The organism is Candidatus Didemnitutus sp., from assembly GCA_019634575.1.
Classification (GTDB): domain Bacteria; phylum Verrucomicrobiota; class Verrucomicrobiia; order Opitutales; family Opitutaceae; genus Didemnitutus.
This window is the reverse complement of record JAHCAY010000001.1, coordinates 2,723,075-2,738,893: the sequence shown is the minus strand read 5'-3', so window position 1 is coordinate 2,738,893 and position 15,819 is coordinate 2,723,075. Positions and strand designations below refer to the sequence as shown.

The 15,819-nt window shown below is 67.0% G+C and carries 12 protein-coding genes; 9 read left to right on the top strand and 3 right to left on the bottom strand.

What is annotated here, in order from left to right:
- Positions 1-34: 34 nt before the first annotated feature.
- The 5 genes from atpA (at position 35) to KF715_11435 (ending at position 5,960) form a co-directional block, all read left to right on the top strand.
- On the top strand, positions 35-1,564 hold the full coding sequence (gene atpA / locus KF715_11455; protein MBX3737300.1) for a F0F1 ATP synthase subunit alpha: 1,530 nt from the start codon (positions 35-37) through the stop codon (positions 1,562-1,564).
- Between the two features lie 26 nt (positions 1,565-1,590).
- Positions 1,591-2,466 carry an ATP synthase F1 subunit gamma gene (gene atpG / locus KF715_11450; GenBank protein MBX3737299.1) on the top strand — a complete coding sequence of 292 codons (876 nt, stop codon included), beginning with the start codon at positions 1,591-1,593 and terminating at the stop codon, positions 2,464-2,466.
- A 35-nt stretch (positions 2,467-2,501) separates the two neighbouring features.
- Positions 2,502-3,923, top strand: coding sequence for a F0F1 ATP synthase subunit beta (gene atpD, locus KF715_11445; protein MBX3737298.1), 1,422 nt, complete (start codon positions 2,502-2,504; stop codon positions 3,921-3,923).
- 97 nt (positions 3,924-4,020) lie between these two features.
- Positions 4,021-4,428 (top strand): ATP synthase F1 subunit epsilon, encoded by a 408-nt coding sequence (gene atpC / locus KF715_11440; GenBank protein ID MBX3737297.1) that lies wholly within the window; start codon positions 4,021-4,023, stop codon positions 4,426-4,428.
- A gap of 215 nt (positions 4,429-4,643) precedes the next feature.
- Positions 4,644-5,960: a hypothetical protein gene (locus KF715_11435; GenBank protein ID MBX3737296.1), complete on the top strand. Its 1,317-nt coding sequence runs from the start codon at positions 4,644-4,646 to the stop codon at positions 5,958-5,960.
- On the opposite strand, the gene KF715_11430 is transcribed toward KF715_11435, so the two are convergent.
- Together KF715_11430 and KF715_11425 are read right to left on the bottom strand one after the other, a co-directional pair.
- A complete protein-coding gene (locus KF715_11430; GenBank protein ID MBX3737295.1) occupies positions 5,961-7,544 on the bottom strand; it encodes a D-aminoacylase in 1,584 nt (527 codons plus the stop codon).
- A 38-nt stretch (positions 7,545-7,582) separates the two neighbouring features.
- Positions 7,583-8,674, bottom strand: a complete 1,092-nt coding sequence (locus KF715_11425) for a hypothetical protein (GenBank protein ID MBX3737294.1) — start codon at positions 8,672-8,674, stop codon at positions 7,583-7,585.
- 118 nt (positions 8,675-8,792) lie between these two features.
- Between KF715_11425 and dacB the strand changes: the two genes are divergently transcribed.
- The 3 genes from dacB to KF715_11410 all read left to right on the top strand — a co-directional run bounded on the left by dacB (position 8,793) and on the right by KF715_11410 (position 12,609).
- Entirely contained in the window at positions 8,793-10,277 is a 1,485-nt protein-coding gene (gene dacB, locus KF715_11420) for a D-alanyl-D-alanine carboxypeptidase/D-alanyl-D-alanine-endopeptidase (protein MBX3737293.1), read from the top strand.
- A gap of 64 nt (positions 10,278-10,341) precedes the next feature.
- Positions 10,342-11,304 (top strand): phosphodiester glycosidase family protein, encoded by a 963-nt coding sequence (locus tag KF715_11415; GenBank protein ID MBX3737292.1) that lies wholly within the window; start codon positions 10,342-10,344, stop codon positions 11,302-11,304.
- A gap of 159 nt (positions 11,305-11,463) precedes the next feature.
- A complete protein-coding gene (locus KF715_11410; protein MBX3737291.1) occupies positions 11,464-12,609 on the top strand; it encodes a hypothetical protein in 1,146 nt (381 codons plus the stop codon).
- 238 nt (positions 12,610-12,847) lie between these two features.
- Here the strand turns inward: KF715_11410 and nagB are convergent, their stop codons facing one another.
- Positions 12,848-14,815, bottom strand: a complete 1,968-nt coding sequence (gene nagB, locus KF715_11405) for a glucosamine-6-phosphate deaminase (GenBank protein MBX3737290.1) — start codon at positions 14,813-14,815, stop codon at positions 12,848-12,850.
- A 69-nt stretch (positions 14,816-14,884) separates the two neighbouring features.
- On the opposite strand from nagB, the gene KF715_11400 reads away from it, so the two are divergent.
- Entirely contained in the window at positions 14,885-15,775 is an 891-nt protein-coding gene (locus tag KF715_11400; GenBank protein ID MBX3737289.1) for a helix-turn-helix transcriptional regulator, read from the top strand.
- Positions 15,776-15,819: the final 44 nt, after the last annotated feature.

The following is a 15,819-nucleotide window of genomic DNA, read 5'->3' as shown; positions in this document are numbered from 1 at the left end:
CCCTCCTTCTCATTTTCCACTCGCGCCCGCGCCCATGAGCAACGTCATCGAACAAATCGAACAACAGATCGCCAAGCTGTCCTCCAAGGCGGTCAAGAAGAACACCGGCAACATTCGCACCGTCGCCGACGGCGTGGCCAAGATCGAAGGCCTCTCCGACGTGATGTATAACGAGATGGTGCAGTTTCCCGGTGGCGCCATCGGCATCGCGCTCAACCTCGAAGAAGACGAGGTCGGCTGCGTCGTCCTCGGCGACGTCTCCTCGCTCAAGGAAGGCGACGAAGTTTCCACGACCGGCAAGCTCCTCTCCGTCCCCGTCGGCAAGGCGCTCCTCGGCCGCGTGGTCGACGCGCTCGGCCGCCCCGTCGACGGCAAGGGCCCGATCGACGCCAAGGAATTTTATCCGGTCGAGAAGATCGCCCCCGGCATCATCGTCCGTAAGTCCGTTTCGCAGCCGCTCTTCACCGGCATCATGGCGATCGACTCGATGATCCCGATCGGCCGCGGCCAGCGCGAGCTCATCATCGGCGACCGCGGCACCGGCAAGACCACCATCTGCATCGACACGATCATCAACCAGGCCCGCATCAACAAGGTCGGCCTCGCGTCGGGCAACAAGGACTTCCGCCCCGTCTACTCGATCTACGTCGCCGTCGGCCAGAAGCAGTCGAACATCGCGCGCACCATCGCCGCCCTCGAGGCCGCCGACGCGCTGCAGTTCACCGTCATCGTCACCGCGCCCGCCGCCGACAACCCCGCCAACCAATACCTCGCTCCGTTCTCGGGCGCGGCCATCGGCGAGTGGTTCATGGAAAATGGCATGGATGCGCTGATCGTTTACGACGATCTCTCCAAGCACGCCGTCGCCTACCGCCAGATCTCGCTCATTCTGAAACGCCCCTCCGGCCGCGAAGCGTATCCGGGCGACGTGTTCTATCTCCACAGCCGCCTCCTCGAGCGCGCCGCGCGCCTCAGCGGCAAGGGCTCGCTCACCGCGCTCCCGATCATCGAGACCCAGGCGGGCGACGTCTCGGCCTACATCCCGACCAACGTCATCTCGATCACCGACGGCCAGATCTTCCTCGAAACCGACCTCTTCAACCAAGGCATCCGCCCCGCGGTGTCCGTCGGTCTCTCGGTTTCCCGCGTCGGCTCGTCCGCGCAGATCAAGGTCACCAAGCAAGTCGGCGGCAAACTCAAGGGCGAGCTCGCCCAGTTCCGCGAACTCGCGGCCTTCGCGCAGTTCGGCTCCGACCTCGACGCCAAGACCAAGGCCACCCTCGACCGTGGTTCCCGCATCGTCGAACTCTTCAAGCAACCGCAGCTCAACCCGCTCGCGATCGAAGTGCAGGCCTCCGTCCTCTGGGCGCTCCAGAAGAACTACTTCGATTCCATCGAGGTGAAGAACATCGTCGCCGCCGCGAACTCGCTCAAGGAGTTCCTCGTCACGCGCAAGGACGCTCTCCTCACCACCATCCGCACCAAGGCCGCCCTCGACGCCGAAATCGAATCCGGCCTCAAGGCCGCGTGCGACGAGTGGAAGTCCACCTTCGCTGCCAAGTAATCTAGCCGCAGCGCACTCCGCTTACCGTGGCCTCAACACGCGACATCCGCCGACGCATTAAGTCGGTCAAGAACACCCGCCAGATCACGAAGGCGATGGAGCTCGTCGCCGCGTCGAAGATGAAGAAGGCGCAGCAGGCCGCGATGGCCGGGCGCCCCTACGCGCAGCTCATGGCCGACATGCTGGCCGCGCTCGCGGGTCGCGTCGACGAGTCGCTCCATCCGTTCCTTGTGAAGCGCGAGGTGAAGACCCGCGGCATCCTCGTCGTCTCGACCGACAAGGGCCTCTGCGGTCCGCTCAACGCGAACCTCTTCAAGCTCATCCTCGACGTGAAGACGCCGGCCAAGTTCGTCGCGATCGGCCGCAAGGGCGCGCAGTTCCTCAGCCGCACCAAGCGCGACATCGTCGCCGACTTCACGGTCTCTGATCGCGTAGCCTTCTCCGAGGTGAAGCCCGTCATCGAGTTCATGATGCAGATGTATCTCGAGGGGACGATCGACACCATCGAGGTCATCTATCCGCGCTTCAAGAACACGCTCGTGCAGGAGCCCACGCTCCGTCCGCTGCTCCCGCTCACGAACGTCCGCGACTTCGTCGACCACCTCCGCAGCGAGACCGGCCACACCGCGAAGCACGACGACCGCGACATGTTGTTCGAGCCGAGCGCCCAAGCCGTCCTCGAGGCGCTGCTGCCGTTCTACGTGAACCGCTACGTCTATCAGCTCGCGCTCAGCGCCAAGGCCTCCGAGCACAGCGCGCGCATGGTCGCGATGAAGACCGCCAAGGACAACGCCACCAAGCTCCTCGGCGACCTCACCCTCGAATACAACAAGGCGCGCCAGGCCGGCATCACGCAGGAAATCCTCGAGATCGCCGCCGCGCAGTTCGCCTCCGCTTCCTGATCCTTTAAACCAACCACCCCGCCCACGTTCCCGTCATGAGCAACCAAGGCAAAATCGTCCAAGTCATCGGCGCCGTCGTCGACGTGCAGTTCGCCGAGAACACCGTGCCGCCCATCTATCAGGCGCTCACGGTCGACTTCACCGCCGCCGGCAAGAAGGAGCACCTCACGCTCGAGGTGCAGCAGCACTTGGGCGAAGGCCTCGTGCGCACGATCGCGATGTCTTCCTCCGAAGGCCTCGTGCGCGGCATGCCCGTCGTCGACACTGGCGCCCCGATCTCGGTGCCCGTCGGTGAAGGCGTGCTCGGCCGCATCTTCGACGTCACCGGCAAGGCCGTCGACGAGAAGGGCCCGGTGCCGTTCAGCAAGACCTACCCGATTCACCGCCCGGCTCCGCTGCTCGTCGACCAGGACGTCAAGGCATCGATCCTCGAGACCGGCATCAAGGTCATCGACCTCATCTGCCCCTTCATCAAGGGCGGCAAGGCCGGCGCGTTCGGCGGTGCGGGCGTCGGCAAGACGGTCGTCATTCTCGAACTCATCAACAACATCGCCAAGGCGCACGGCGGTTACTCCGTCTTCGCCGGCGTCGGTGAGCGTTCCCGCGAGGGCAACGACCTCTACCACGAAATGTCCGACGCGGGCGTCATCAATCAGAAGGACATCTCCAAGTCCAAGGTCGCACTCGTCTACGGTCAGATGAATGAGCCCCCGGGCGCCCGTATGCGCGTCGCCCTCTCGGCGCTCGCGATGGCGGAATACTTCCGCGACGAGAAGAACCAGGACGTGCTGCTCTTCATCGATAACATCTTCCGCTTCTCGCAAGCCGGCTCCGAAGTGTCCGCGCTCCTCGGCCGCTCGCCGTCCGCCGTCGGTTACCAGCCGACGCTCGCGAACGAGATGGGCATTCTCCAAGAGCGCATCGCCTCGACGAAGAAGGGCTCAATCACCTCCGTGCAAGCGGTCTACGTCCCCGCGGACGACCTGACCGACCCGGCGCCCGCGAACACCTTCGCGCACTTGGACTCCACCATCGTGCTCGAGCGTTCGATCGCCGAACTCGGCATCTATCCCGCGGTCGATCCGCTCGCCTCCGTCTCGAAGGCCCTCCAGGCCGACGTCGTCGGCGACGAGCACTACAAGGTCGCCCGCGAAGTTCAGCGCGTCCTCCAACGCTACAAGGACCTCCAGGACATCATCGCGATTCTCGGTCTCGATGAGCTCTCCCCCGAGGACAAGCTCACCGTCTATCGCGCCCGCAAGATCCAGCGCTTCCTCTCGCAACCGTTCGCGGTCGCCGAAGTCTTCACCGGCACGCCGGGCAAATACGTCCCCGTCAAGGAGACCGTCCGCGGCTTCAAGATGATCCTCGACGGCCAGCTCGACGACGTCGCCGAAACCGACTTCTACATGAAGGGTGGCATCGACGAGGTCCTCGCCGCCGCGGGCAAGAAGTAACTCCGTTTCTTTCTCTTTCTCTTAATCTTTCTCTTTCGTCAGGGCTCAGTCCCCGAGGGAGAAAGAGGAAAGAGAAAGAGGGAAGAGAAAGATTCCCATGTCTCTCACACTCGAAATCGTCACCCCGGAAGCGAAGGTCTACACCGACACCATCGACTCCGTCGTCATCCCGACGGTCGAGGGCGAGATCGGCATCCTCCCCGGCCACATCCCGCTGCTCACGCAAGTCGCCTCCGGCGAACTCCGCGTGGCCAAGGGCGCGGAGACGCACTTCCTCGCCATCAGCGGCGGCTTCGCCCAAATCGAAGGTGAATCCGTCCGTGTGCTCGCCGAGAACGCGATCACCGAGGAGAAGATCGACGAGAACGCCGTCGAAGCCGCGATGAAGCGTGCCGAGCAGCAACTCGCCGAAGCCAAGACGATCGACCCGCAGGAACTCGAACACCTGCAGAACCTCGTCCGCTACTCCGGCGTGCAACTCGCCCTCAAGCGCCGCAAGCGCTGAGTAAGTAGCGCAGGCTTCCAGCCTGCATCGTTCGACTCTCGAGCGCGGCCGCAACGCCGCGCTTTTTCTTTTCCCATCCAAGGTGGTCGCCGACGTCCCCGGCGGCGACACGCTCGCGGCATATACCTCGCCCCTGCCGTCGCAGCCTACGCGCACTCTGCGCTTCACCACGCGCTGGATTGCCAACGCGCCCACCGCTGCGTGAAATCGCCCGCGTGTCCCGCGCCCTGCTCATCGCCGCCATCGTCCTCGGCGCGCTGGCGTTGCTCTACCAAGGCTGGGACATGTTCGCCCGCACGCCACCGCGACTGATGCTCCAGGGCACGGACGACAGCTTCTACTATTTCTGGGTGCGCTCTCCCGTCGTCGACCACGACCTCGATTTCCGCAACGACCTCGCGCAAGCGCCCACGATCGAGGAATCCGCGCGCGTCCGCGCTCAAGCCGAGCCGCTCACCCCCATCGGCCGCGTGCGCAACAAATACCCGATCGGCTGGGCCGTCGCGTCGCTGCCGTTTTTCCTCGTCGCGCACGTCGTCGCCCTCGCCACCGGCGGCCCCGCCGACGGCTGGCAACCGCTCTACTTCGTCGTCATCTGGCTCGGCCAACTCGCCTACGTCGTGCTCGGGCTCTTCGCCGCACGTCGCGTGCTCGTGCGCTACATGGATACCGATGCGGCCACCGTCGGCGTGTTCGTCGGCTGGCTGGCGAGTCCGCTGCTCTATTACCAATCGGCGCGCCTGAGCATGCCGCACAGTCTGGCTTTCGCGCTCGTCGCGATCCTCTACGACCGCGTGCTCGTCGCTGTGGAGAAACCTGGCGCGCGCGCACCGTGGCTCGTCGCCGGCGCCACCGCCGGATTGCTGCTGATCACGCGCCCGATTGCCGCGCCCTATCTGCTTTTCCCCTGCGTCGTGTTGTTTCGCCTGCTCGCGAGCTCCGCGACGCGCGCCGCGACGGTGCGTCAGCTGCCGTGGGCGCTTGTCCCGGCGCTCGGCTTCGTCGCCCTGCAACTCCTCGCGCAACGCTCGCTCCACGGCACGTGGCGCATCGATACCTACGACAGCGAGCCGTTCTACTTCGCGCACCCACAACTCCTCGCGACGCTCTTCTCCCCGCAACACGGTTGGCTCTACTGGCATCCGCTCATGGCCATCGGTGTGGCCGCACTCGCCGTCGCGGTCGCACGCGGCCGCCTGCCGTGGCCGTGGCTCGTGACGCTCGCCGCGATCACCTACCTGAATGCCTCGTGGTGGTGCTGGTGGTGGGGCTCGTCCTTCGGCAATCGCTCCTTCGAGGGCGCGACGCTCTTCGTCATGGCCGGCTGGGGTCTGCTCTGGGCAAAAACCCGCGAGCACACGCTCCTGCACCGGGTCACCACCGCGCTTCTCGCCGCTGGCGTCGCGGCGAACGCCGTCCTGCTTGCGCTCTACCTGAGCGGTGCGATCAGCCGCGGCGACCCCGTCTCGTATCGGGAAATGCTGGCCGCGTTCGGGCGCCAACTCGCCGCGCTATTCGGAAAAATCAGCTGATCACTCGCTGGCGCTCGGCGACAGATGCCGCAGCGCCATGCCTGGCTTCGCGCCGGTGTGCGCGCCGTCGCGGATGACGACCACGCCATTCACGAGCACGAACGGCACGCCGACCGCGTAGTGATGCGGATCCTTGTAGGTCGACGGATCGCCGATCTTCGCCGGATCGAACACCGCCACGTCCGCCCAATTTCCCTCGCGCAACACGCCGCGCCCGCGGAGCTGAAAGTGTTTCGCCGGCAAACTCGTCATCTTGCGCACCGCGTCCTCGAGCGTGAGCACGTGCAGCTCGCGCACATAGCGGCCGAGCACGCGCGCGTTGTTGCCGTAGCCGCGCGGGTGGGGGACGCCCTCGCCGAACACGCGTTCGCCGCTGTCCGAGGCGATCATCGTCTCCGGATGCGCCATGAATTTCTTCAAGTCGTCCTCGCTCATCCCGTGGAACACCCCACTCGCGCCGCCGCGACGTTCGATCTCGAGAATGACTTCGATCTGATCCTCGAGCGAATCCGAGCCGCGCAACTTCCGCGCCGCCTCGACGATGTTCATGCCGTTCAGCGTCACGTCGCCGCGGAACGACGCCACGACCGCATACGCGTAATCCATCCGCCCGCGGCCCATGATGCTCGCCTTCATCTTCGCGACGATCCGTGCCTTCTCCTCGGGATTGTTCAGGCGCTCCAGAAATTTCTCATGCCCGCCATCGAACGCCTCGTCGGGGATCAATTGGCTGATGCCCGTGCTCGACGCCGTGTAGGCATACTGGTCCTGCTTCACGCGCACGCCGGCAGCGCGTGCCTCGTCGAGATGCGCGAGAATTTTGTCCGCCTGTCCCCAGGATTTCTCGCCGGAGAGCTTGATGTGCGACAGCTCCGCGCGCACGCCGGCCTCGCGCGCGATGCGCAGCAACTCATCGATCGCCTCGAGAATCTTGCCGCTCTCCGACCGCATGTGGCTCGCGTAGATGCCGTCGTAGGGGGCGATCGACTTCGCGAGCTCCACGATCTCTTCGGTCTTTGCGAACGTGCCCGGCAGATAAATCAATCCCGTCGAAAGCCCCACCGCGCCGTCCTTCATCGCTTGGTCGACCAGCCGTTTCATCTCGGCCAGTTCCGCCGCGGTCGGCGCGCGGTCGTAGATTCCGCCCATTGCCGCCTTGCGCACGGTATTGTGACCGATGAGCGTCGCGACATTCGGCGACACGCCGTTCTTCTCCAGCCGCGCAAAGAACTCCGCGACATTCGCGTTCGAGCCGCCGCAATTGCCGACGACGATGCTCGTCACGCCCATCTTCAGGAAGTGTTCCGAGAGCGGCAGCCGCTCGACGAGATCGTCCGAGTGCGTGTGCACGTCGATGAAGCCCGGCGCGACCACCAGACCGTGCGCGTCGATGCGTGTCGCGGCCGAGCCGGTGATCTCTCCGATCTTCGCAATCTTGCCGTCCTTGATCGCCACATCCACCGCGCGCGCCGGCGCACCCGTGCCGTCGACCACGCTTCCGCCGGCGATAATCACGTCGTAGTCGGCACCGCGCGCCGCCACGAAAGTCAACGCCGCCGCGAGCCAGAGACCGAGTCGATTCATGCCGGGCAAGATTCCGGAAATCGCGCCGCGCGCGAGCCTCATTTCTTAAGCGGAACTACGCCATGGCCCGCCGCAATGTGCGCGACGGATAACAGGCCGCCGTTCGCGACGTAGCCACCCTCGAACGGGTTTGCCGAGAGGAACCAAGGCGTGTCGAGATCCGCGAACTGGAATCCGCCGTGGCCGCACGCGAAGCAGGCCGAGAAAGTCATCGCGAGGATCGATTCCACGTTGCCGCCGATCATCAGGCCGATGTCGCGCTCGCGCGCCACGCGCACGATTTCCAGCGCGGCGGCCACGCCCGCTTTCATCAACTTGATGTTCACGACGTCCGCCGCCCGGGCGTCGGCAATGCGGGCGACGTCGTCGCCGGAGCACGCGGCCTCGTCGGCCGCGACCAGCCAGCCGCTGTCTTCGCGCAAGGCGCGCATGCCGTTCAAATCGTCCTTCGGCAGCCACTGTTCGAGCAGCGCCGGCGTGATTTTCGCGGCGCGCAAGCCCTTCACGAGTTCGCGGGCGTGCTCGCGCGAGACGCCGGCATTGCCGTCGAGGATCAGTGGCGCATCCGGCGCGGCGGCGGCGATGGCACCGATGCGCTCGAGGTCGTGCATCGCGCCCTTCGCGCCGCCCACCTTCACCTTGATCTGCCGGATGCCGCGCGCGCGGATCGCCCGCGCGTCCTCGGCCGCTTGGGCCGCGGTGCCGGTCGTGACGGTCATGTCGGTCTCGAGCGTGGTGCTCGCGCCGCCGAAAAATTGGGTGAGCGACTGCCCGCGCTGGCGCGTCAGCGCATCGAGCAACGCCATCTCGAACGCGCATTGCGCGGACCCGCATTGCGCGCCGCCGGAGTCGCGCGCCCAGCTGGCAACCGCCTGCCAGTCCGTCGCGTCGCGGCCGAGCACGAGCGGACGCATCGCGGCGAGTGCGCGGAGGGCGTCGGCCTGCGTTTCGCCGTTGTAGGGCGGGAGAGGGGCCGCCTCACCGTAGCCCTTCGTGCCGTCGGCGAGTTCGACGCACGCCAGGACGTTGTTGGCGGCCGGTTGCGCGCCGCCGGAAATGCCGAACGGAACGAACAACGGAATATCGAGCGCAAAAAAGGAAAGCTCGCGAACGAGCGCTGGGGAACTCACGGCGCTCCGAGCAGAATCTCGCGCCGCAACGCAGGCAAGCCGCGCGCGCCTAGCCGAAAGCCCCAAGCCGCGCTCCGGCGTTGCCTCGCGCGCGACCGTGTGGCTGAGTGCGCGCGCGATGACGCTCTTGCCCCGGCTCCTTCTCGTGTTGGTCGCGTTCACCGGCTCCGCGCTGCTCCGCGCCGCCTCGCTGCAGGATGAAATCACCGCCTTCGTGACGCAGCCGCGTTTCGAGGGTGCGATTTGGGGCGTGAAAATCGTGTCGCTCGACAGCGGCGCCACGCTCGCGGAATTCCAGCCGCGCGTGCGTCAGAGTCCGGCGTCGAACTCGAAGCTCTACACCGGCGCGCTGGCGCTCGCGCATCTCGGCGGCAACTACCGCATCCGCACACCGCTGCTCGCGACCACGGCGGTGCAACCCGACGGCACGCTGCCCGGTGACCTCGTGATCGCGGGCCGCGGCGACCCCAGCTGGGGCGCGCGAGAGAAGCCGCAGGAATTCTGGTCGGTGTTCCAGCCGTTCGTCGACGCGCTGCGTCGCGCCGGCGTGAAACACATTCGCGGCGACGTCGTGGCCGACGGCACCTGGCTGCGCTGTGCGCCCGACGCCGAGAGCTGGACGGTCGACGACATGCGCAACGATTTCGGCGCGGAGGTTTCCGGCGTCACGCTCTGCGATAACTTTGTCGAGCTGCGCGTCGCGCCCGGAGCCAAGCCGGGCGAACCGTGCACGTTCGAGGTGCTGGAGCCGCTTTCGGGACTCACCTTTGTCAACCGCACCCAGACGCTCGAGGCTGACGCGAAATCGCCGCGCGGCGTGGACACGCGCCGCATCTTCGGCACGCAAACCGTCGAGATCGTCGGTGCGTTGCCGGTCGGTGCGAAGCCCGTGAAGACCGAGGCTCCTGTTTTTCGTCCTGCGCAATGGTTCGCCGCCGCACTCAAGGAAGCGCTCGGCCGCGCCGGCATCACCGTCGATGGCCAGGCGCGGAGTGCGATCTGGCCCGAGGCGCCGGTCCGCGCCGACGTCACGCTCGCCGTGCTCGAGTCGCCGCCGCTGCGCGAGCTCGTCGCGGGCTTCATGAAGCCGTCGCAGAATCTCGAAACCGACCTGATCTTCTCGCACCTCGGCGAACTGCGGCGCACCTCGACTACGCCCGCGACGCAACGCAGCGACGAGCTGGCGGTCGAGGCGCTCGAAGGTTTCATGCACGAGTGCGGCGTGCCGGCGAAACAGGTGATCTTCGACGAAGGCTCCGGCCTCTCGCGCAACAACCTCACCACAGCCGAAGCGACGGTCAGCCTGCTCCGCTACATGGCGCGGCACGGCGAGGCGGAGGCGTTCGCCGCTTCGCTGCCGATCGCGGGCCGCGACGGATCTTTGCGGAACCGCATGCGCGGCACCGCGGCCGAGAATAATGTCCACGCCAAGACCGGCGGCCTGCGCTGGTCCGCGACGCTTTCCGGCTATGCTACGACCGCCGCCGGCGAGCGCGTGGCGTTCAGTTTCATGCTCAACCGCCACGTCGGCACGCCGGAGCGCCCCGCGCGCGCCGAGCTCGATGAACTCGCCGTGATGCTCGCGAATTATGCTGCGCGTTAGCCCCAAGATCGACCGTTCGTTGGCTGGAGCTGTAGGGGCGCAGTCTTGCTGCGCCCTTCTGTTGATGCCGCGCTCAAGTGGAGGGCGCAGCAAGACTGCGCCCCTACGGATACGAGTCGGTTGCGCGCTCGCGTTCGCGTTCTTCTTTGCCGGTGCGCTCGCCGCGAGCGAGCCGATCGTTTATGGCACGATCGAGACGCAGACAGCCGCCGGGCCGCTGCGCGGTTTTTGGGCCAAGGTCCATCTCGACGCGCCCGGCATCCACGTCGGCGCCACCGAGCCGCTCACGCCCGCGGCCGGCGACCCGGCGGGCACCGAGGTGAAGCTCCTACCCGTGAACCAATGGGCGCAGGCTAACGGCGCGACGCTCGCGATCAACGCCAGCTTCTTTGCCATGATCAACCCGAAGCCCGGCCCCGGCGAAGACAAGGTCCGCTACACGACCGGTGCAGCGTCGGACATTCGCGGTTTGAGCAAGGGCGAGCACGGCCTCGTCTCACCTGCGCGCGTCATGGGCGGGCGCGGCGATCCGGCGTTGCTCGTGTATGCCGATCACGCGCGCGCAGCCTACGCCACCGACGCCGATCTCGCCGACGTGCGCTGTGCCGTCGCCGGCATCGGCCCGAGCGACGACGGCAAACAACCCGGCACGCTGCTCGTCGAAGCCGGCCGCAATCTCGGCGCCACGGCGCGCGTCGCGCCGAAAGTCCGGCACCCGCGCACGGCGGCTGGCGTCAGCGCGGATGGCAAGACGCTCATCCTCCTCACGGTCGAGGGCCGTCAACCCGGCTACAGCGTCGGCGCCACGCTGCCCGAGATGGCAGACCTCATTATCGAACTCGGCGCGCGCGATGCGGTGGCGTTGGACGGCGGCGGATCGACGTCGTTCTTTTTCAAGCGCGCCGACGGTTCGCTCATCACCAACAAGCCGAGCGACGGCGAGTGGCGTCCCGTCGGCAATCACCTCGGCGTGTGGGTGCGGTGGCCGGAGGCCGCGGCGACACTGACGCAGAAGAAACAACCATGAGCGGTCGCGCCGAAACAAGCTTTTCGAGGTGGGCGTCGGCGTCCCCGACGACGCCAGTTGCGGCCGGGATTCACACACTCGTCGCCGCCGAGGCTTGCGCACTCGTCGCCGCCGGGACGTCGGCGATCACCTACCCGGTGCGGACACGCACAGTTTCCCATGAAACCCTCTGAGCGTCTCGTTTCCCTCGACGCCTTTCGCGGCGCGACGATCGCGGGCATGCTGCTCGTGAACAATCCGGGCACGTGGAGCGCGATTTACCCGCCGCTCGAGCACGCGAAGTGGCACGGCTGGACGTTCACCGACACGATTTTTCCGAGCTTCCTCTGGATCGTCGGCGTGTCGCTCACGCTCTCTACGGCGCGTCGCGTCGAGAGCGGCGCGGACCGCGCGCAGTTGTTCCGCCACGTGCTGCAACGCGCCGCGATCATCTTCGGGCTCGGGCTGCTGCTGGCGGCGTTTCCGTTCGGGCTGTTGCCGACGCACCATTTCGCGCCGTTGTCGTTGCGCATTCCCGGCGTGTTGCAGCGCATTGCGGTCTGCTATCTGGTCGCGAGCGCGATTTTTCTCCGCACCGGCTGGCGCGGACAACTCGCGTGGGCGGCGGCGCTGTTGTTGGGTTATTGGGCGTTGCTCACGCTCGTGCCAGTGCCGGGCTACGGGGCGGGCCTGATCGACCAACCGAAGGGCAATCTCGCGTGGTGGATCGATTCGCACGTGCTCGCGGGACACACGTGGTCCGGCGCGCCGGCGCCGGGTTTCGACCCGGAGGGCATTCTCTCGACGTTGCCCGCGATCGCGACGGTGCTGTGCGGCACGCTCGCGGGCTACTGGCTGCGCGGCGCACGCGCGCCGGCGAAGACGTCGCTCGGTCTCGTGGCGGGCGGCGTGGTGTTGCTCGCGCTCGGCACGGCGTGGGGCACGGTCTTCCCGATCAACAAGAACCTCTGGACGAGTTCCTACGTGGTGACGATGGCCGGCTGGGCGGCGGTGTGGTTCGGCGTGTTCCACTGGACGATCGATGTGCGCGGGTGGCGGCGTTGGGCGCTGCCGTTCACGGTTTACGGCATGAACGCGCTCGCGATGTTCGTGCTCGCGGGACTGATCGGCCGGCTGATCACGCTGATCCAGTGGACAGGCGCGGGCGGCGCGCGCGTCACGCTGAAGGGTGCCATCTACGACAACTTGTTCGCATCGTGGCTGAGCCCGCTGAACGCCTCGCTGGCGTTCGCCGTGGCTTTCGTGCTGGTCTTCCTCGCGTTCGCGGCGGCGATGTGGCGACGCGGCTGGTTCATCAAGGTATGAGCCGCGCGTGACATTGGTGCGAAGGAGTGGGATACGTGAGCCGCACGCGCCGGTTGACGCGGGGCGGGGGAGATTTTAAGCGGAAGGCTCCATGAAACGCCTCCTCACGCTCTTCGCTCTCGCGCTGCTGCTCGCCGGTTGCAGCAACATGCCCGCGCCGGACGGCAAGCTCGCGGCGGCGTCCGCCAGCGCGAGTCACGGACCGCGCTGACGCGCCGCGTCGCGGCGCGCGACGGCGTCAGAACGCGTCTTGCGCAATGAAGTCCGCGGGCGCGTGCCGGCGGAACGCCTCGATGGCTTCGTATTCGGCGAGGCCGAGGGCATTGTAGGCCTGGGCGAGGCGGCGGCTGCGATCCTCGGTGCGTTGCCAGAATTCGCGGCGATCTTCGCCGAGGAAGAGCGCCTGGTCCTTCTGCGTCTCGTGGCGGAAGATCGCGCGGCGGCGGCGGAGCACTTCTTGCGGACTGAGCGGCACGGCGAGGTCGATCTCGTCGAGCGGCCACTCGGCCCACGCGCCGCGATAGAGCCAGAGTTCGCTCTGGTCGAGCCACGCGGCTTTTTCCTGCGCGGCTTGCGCGAGGGCGTCGCGGAGGACGTGCAGACAGAGGCGGTGCGTGCCGTGCGGGTCGTCGAGATCGCCGGCGGCGTAGATCAGGTGCGGTTGCACTTCGTCGAGCACGCGGCGGAGGCGGGCGACGTCCTCGGCACTGTAGCGGCGCGTGCGCGGGGCGGCGCCGTAGAAAGGCAGGTCGAGGAAATGCAGGCGCGCTTCCGGCACGCCGCAGACGCGGGCGGCGGAGATGGCTTCGTGGCGGCGGATGAGACCTTTCCAGCGCGCAAGTTCCGCGGTCGGGGCGACGGTGCCGGCGGTGAGTTCGCCGCAGATGGCTTCGAGGCGCGCGCGGTTGGTGACGTCCACCAGTCCGCTGTCGCGCATGAAGGCGAGGACGCGCCATGCGGCCTCGTCGGAGACGGCGTTGGCGCCGGAAACCTCGTAGGCGATGTGCACCTCGTGACCGTGATCGACGAGCCGGCAGAGCGTGCCGCCCATTGAGATGACGTCGTCGTCGGGATGCGGCGAGAGCACGAGCACGCGTTTCGGGAAGACGTTGGCGGATTTCGCGCGGAGTGGGCGGACGGGGGCGTCGCCGGGTTTGGCGCGGCGCGGATCGCGGCCGCCAGGCCAGCCGGTGATCGTGTGCTGCATCTCGTAGAATCCGGCAAGGTTGGCTTCGTAAGCGGAGCCTTGGGCGCGGAGCAGATCCTGGAGGCCGGCTTCGTTGTAGTCGTCGTCAGTGAGTTTGAGGATGGGCTTTCGGCGCAGTTGCGAGAGCCAGAGGATGGCGCGGCGCGTCATGCGTTCGTCCCACGCGAGGCCTTGCTCCTCCAGCGGGCCGATCTGCCATGGGGTGCGGAAGCGCGTGAGCGAGCCGGCGGCGGCGGCATCGAGCACGAAGGTCGCGTGGGCGTGCTCCTGGAGAAACGACGCGGTGACGTGCGAACTCACCTCGTCCTCGATGGCGGTGCGGACGATATCGGCCTTGTGCTGGCCCCACGCCATGAGGATGAGGCGGCGGGCATTGAGAATGGAGCGCACGCCCATCGTGATGGCGTAGCGCGGCGTGTGGGCATCGCCGCCGAAGTCGCCGGCCGCGTCGCGGCGGGTGAGGGGATCGAGCGAAACCAGGCGTGTGAGCGAATGGCGCGGGCTGCCCGGCTCGTTGAAACCGATGTGACCGGTGCGACCGATGCCGAGGATCTGGATGTCGATGCCGCCGGCGGCTTGGATCGCGGCTTCGTAGGCGGCGCAATGCGCATCGACCTCGCTCTTCGCGATCGTGCCCGACGGCACGTGCGTGCGTGCGGGGTCGATGTCGATGTGATCGAAGAGATGGTGCTGCATGAACCGCCGGTAGCTCTGGGGGTGCGTTGGCGGCAGCGCGAAATACTCGTCGAGGTTGAAGGTCGTCACCCCCTTGAAGCTCAAGCCCTCTTCGCGGTGCAGGCGCACCAACTCGGCGTAGACGCTCACTGGCGTGGAACCGGTCGCCAGGCCGAGCACGCAAGGCCGACCGGAGGCCGCCCGCGTGCGGATGAGCGCGGCGATTTCCGCGGCGACGGCGCGCGACGCCTCCCGACTGTGCGCGAAGACGGAGATGGGCGCGTGTTCGAATCGGCAGCGTTCGAGCAGAGGGAGCGAGTTCATGGGGGACGGCCAGAATAGGGCTCGCGCTCGCCACGACAACTAGCAGAAACGACGAAGTTTTTGACAAAAATGCCACAACCCGCCGCCCCCGACCTGAGGAAACTCGTCTCGAAACTGCCGCAGCCGAACTTCCAGCTGCTCGGCCGCCGACCGGCCCCGCTCCCGTTACCGGCGAACATCGTGTGCTTCCAACGCCAAAGCGCCAACGAGCTCAACAAGCCCCGCCGCGGCCGCGCGCTGCACCACCGCTTCGTGCTCATGTGCGCGCTGCGCACGGCCGTCACCGTGTGCGTCGACGACCGGAATCTCCGGCTCGATCCCGGCGAGGCGCTGTTGGTGTTTCCCTTCCAGTTCCACCACTACACGCAGGCGCAGCGCCCGGATATTTCGTGGCTTTTCGTGACTTTCGAGCTGAACGACGCCGAGCCGCTGGCGGCGCTGCGCTACCGGCCGTTCGCGCTGACGCGCATGCTCCGCGCCCTCGTGGCCGAACTCGTCGAAGCTTACGAGACCGAGCGCACGGAGGAGCTGCCGGTGCTGCTGCTGGCCCTGCTTCTCGCACGCATGCGCCGCCTGAAACACCCGACGTCGCACCCGGTCCCGCCGCCCGCGCCGGAGCCCGACCAGGGGCTGATGATCCGAATCAATCAAATCGCGCAACGCACCGGCGCGACGCCGAGCATCAAGGAGCTGGCCCGCTCGCTCGGCATCAGCTCGAGCCACCTGCGTGCCCGCTTCCGCGCCTCCTGCGGCGTGAGCATCGGGCGGCATCTGCGCCGGCTGCGCCTGGAGCAGGCCTGCGGGTTGTTGCGGCTGGGTCCGCAGCGCGTGTCCGAGATCGCGGAACAATGCGGCTTCGGCTCGATCTACAGTTTCTCGCGCGCGTTCCGCCTGGCCTACGGCATCTCGCCGCTGGCCTTCCGCCACAGCGGCAAGGCCGCACCCGGTCGCCGGACCTGATTTCGCCGGTGAATCAGCATTGTCAGAAATGATGAACTTTTTGA

Bases quoted from the DNA above. Each gene is read 5' to 3' on its own strand.
- atpA (MBX3737300.1), top strand. From the start codon at position 35: ATGAGCAACGTCATCGAACAAATCGAACAACAGATCGCCAAGCTGTCC.
- atpD (MBX3737298.1), top strand. From the start codon at position 2,502: ATGAGCAACCAAGGCAAAATCGTCCAAGTCATCGGCGCCGTCGTCGAC.
- atpC (MBX3737297.1), top strand. From the start codon at position 4,021: ATGTCTCTCACACTCGAAATCGTCACCCCGGAAGCGAAGGTCTACACC.
- KF715_11430 (MBX3737295.1), bottom strand. From the start codon at position 7,544: ATGAATCGACTCGGTCTCTGGCTCGCGGCGGCGTTGACTTTCGTGGCG.
- dacB (MBX3737293.1), top strand. From the start codon at position 8,793: ATGACGCTCTTGCCCCGGCTCCTTCTCGTGTTGGTCGCGTTCACCGGC.
- KF715_11415 (MBX3737292.1), top strand. From the start codon at position 10,342: ATGCCGCGCTCAAGTGGAGGGCGCAGCAAGACTGCGCCCCTACGGATA.
- KF715_11410 (MBX3737291.1), top strand. From the start codon at position 11,464: ATGAAACCCTCTGAGCGTCTCGTTTCCCTCGACGCCTTTCGCGGCGCG.
- nagB (MBX3737290.1), bottom strand. From the start codon at position 14,815: ATGAACTCGCTCCCTCTGCTCGAACGCTGCCGATTCGAACACGCGCCC.
- KF715_11400 (MBX3737289.1), top strand. From the start codon at position 14,885: ATGCCACAACCCGCCGCCCCCGACCTGAGGAAACTCGTCTCGAAACTG.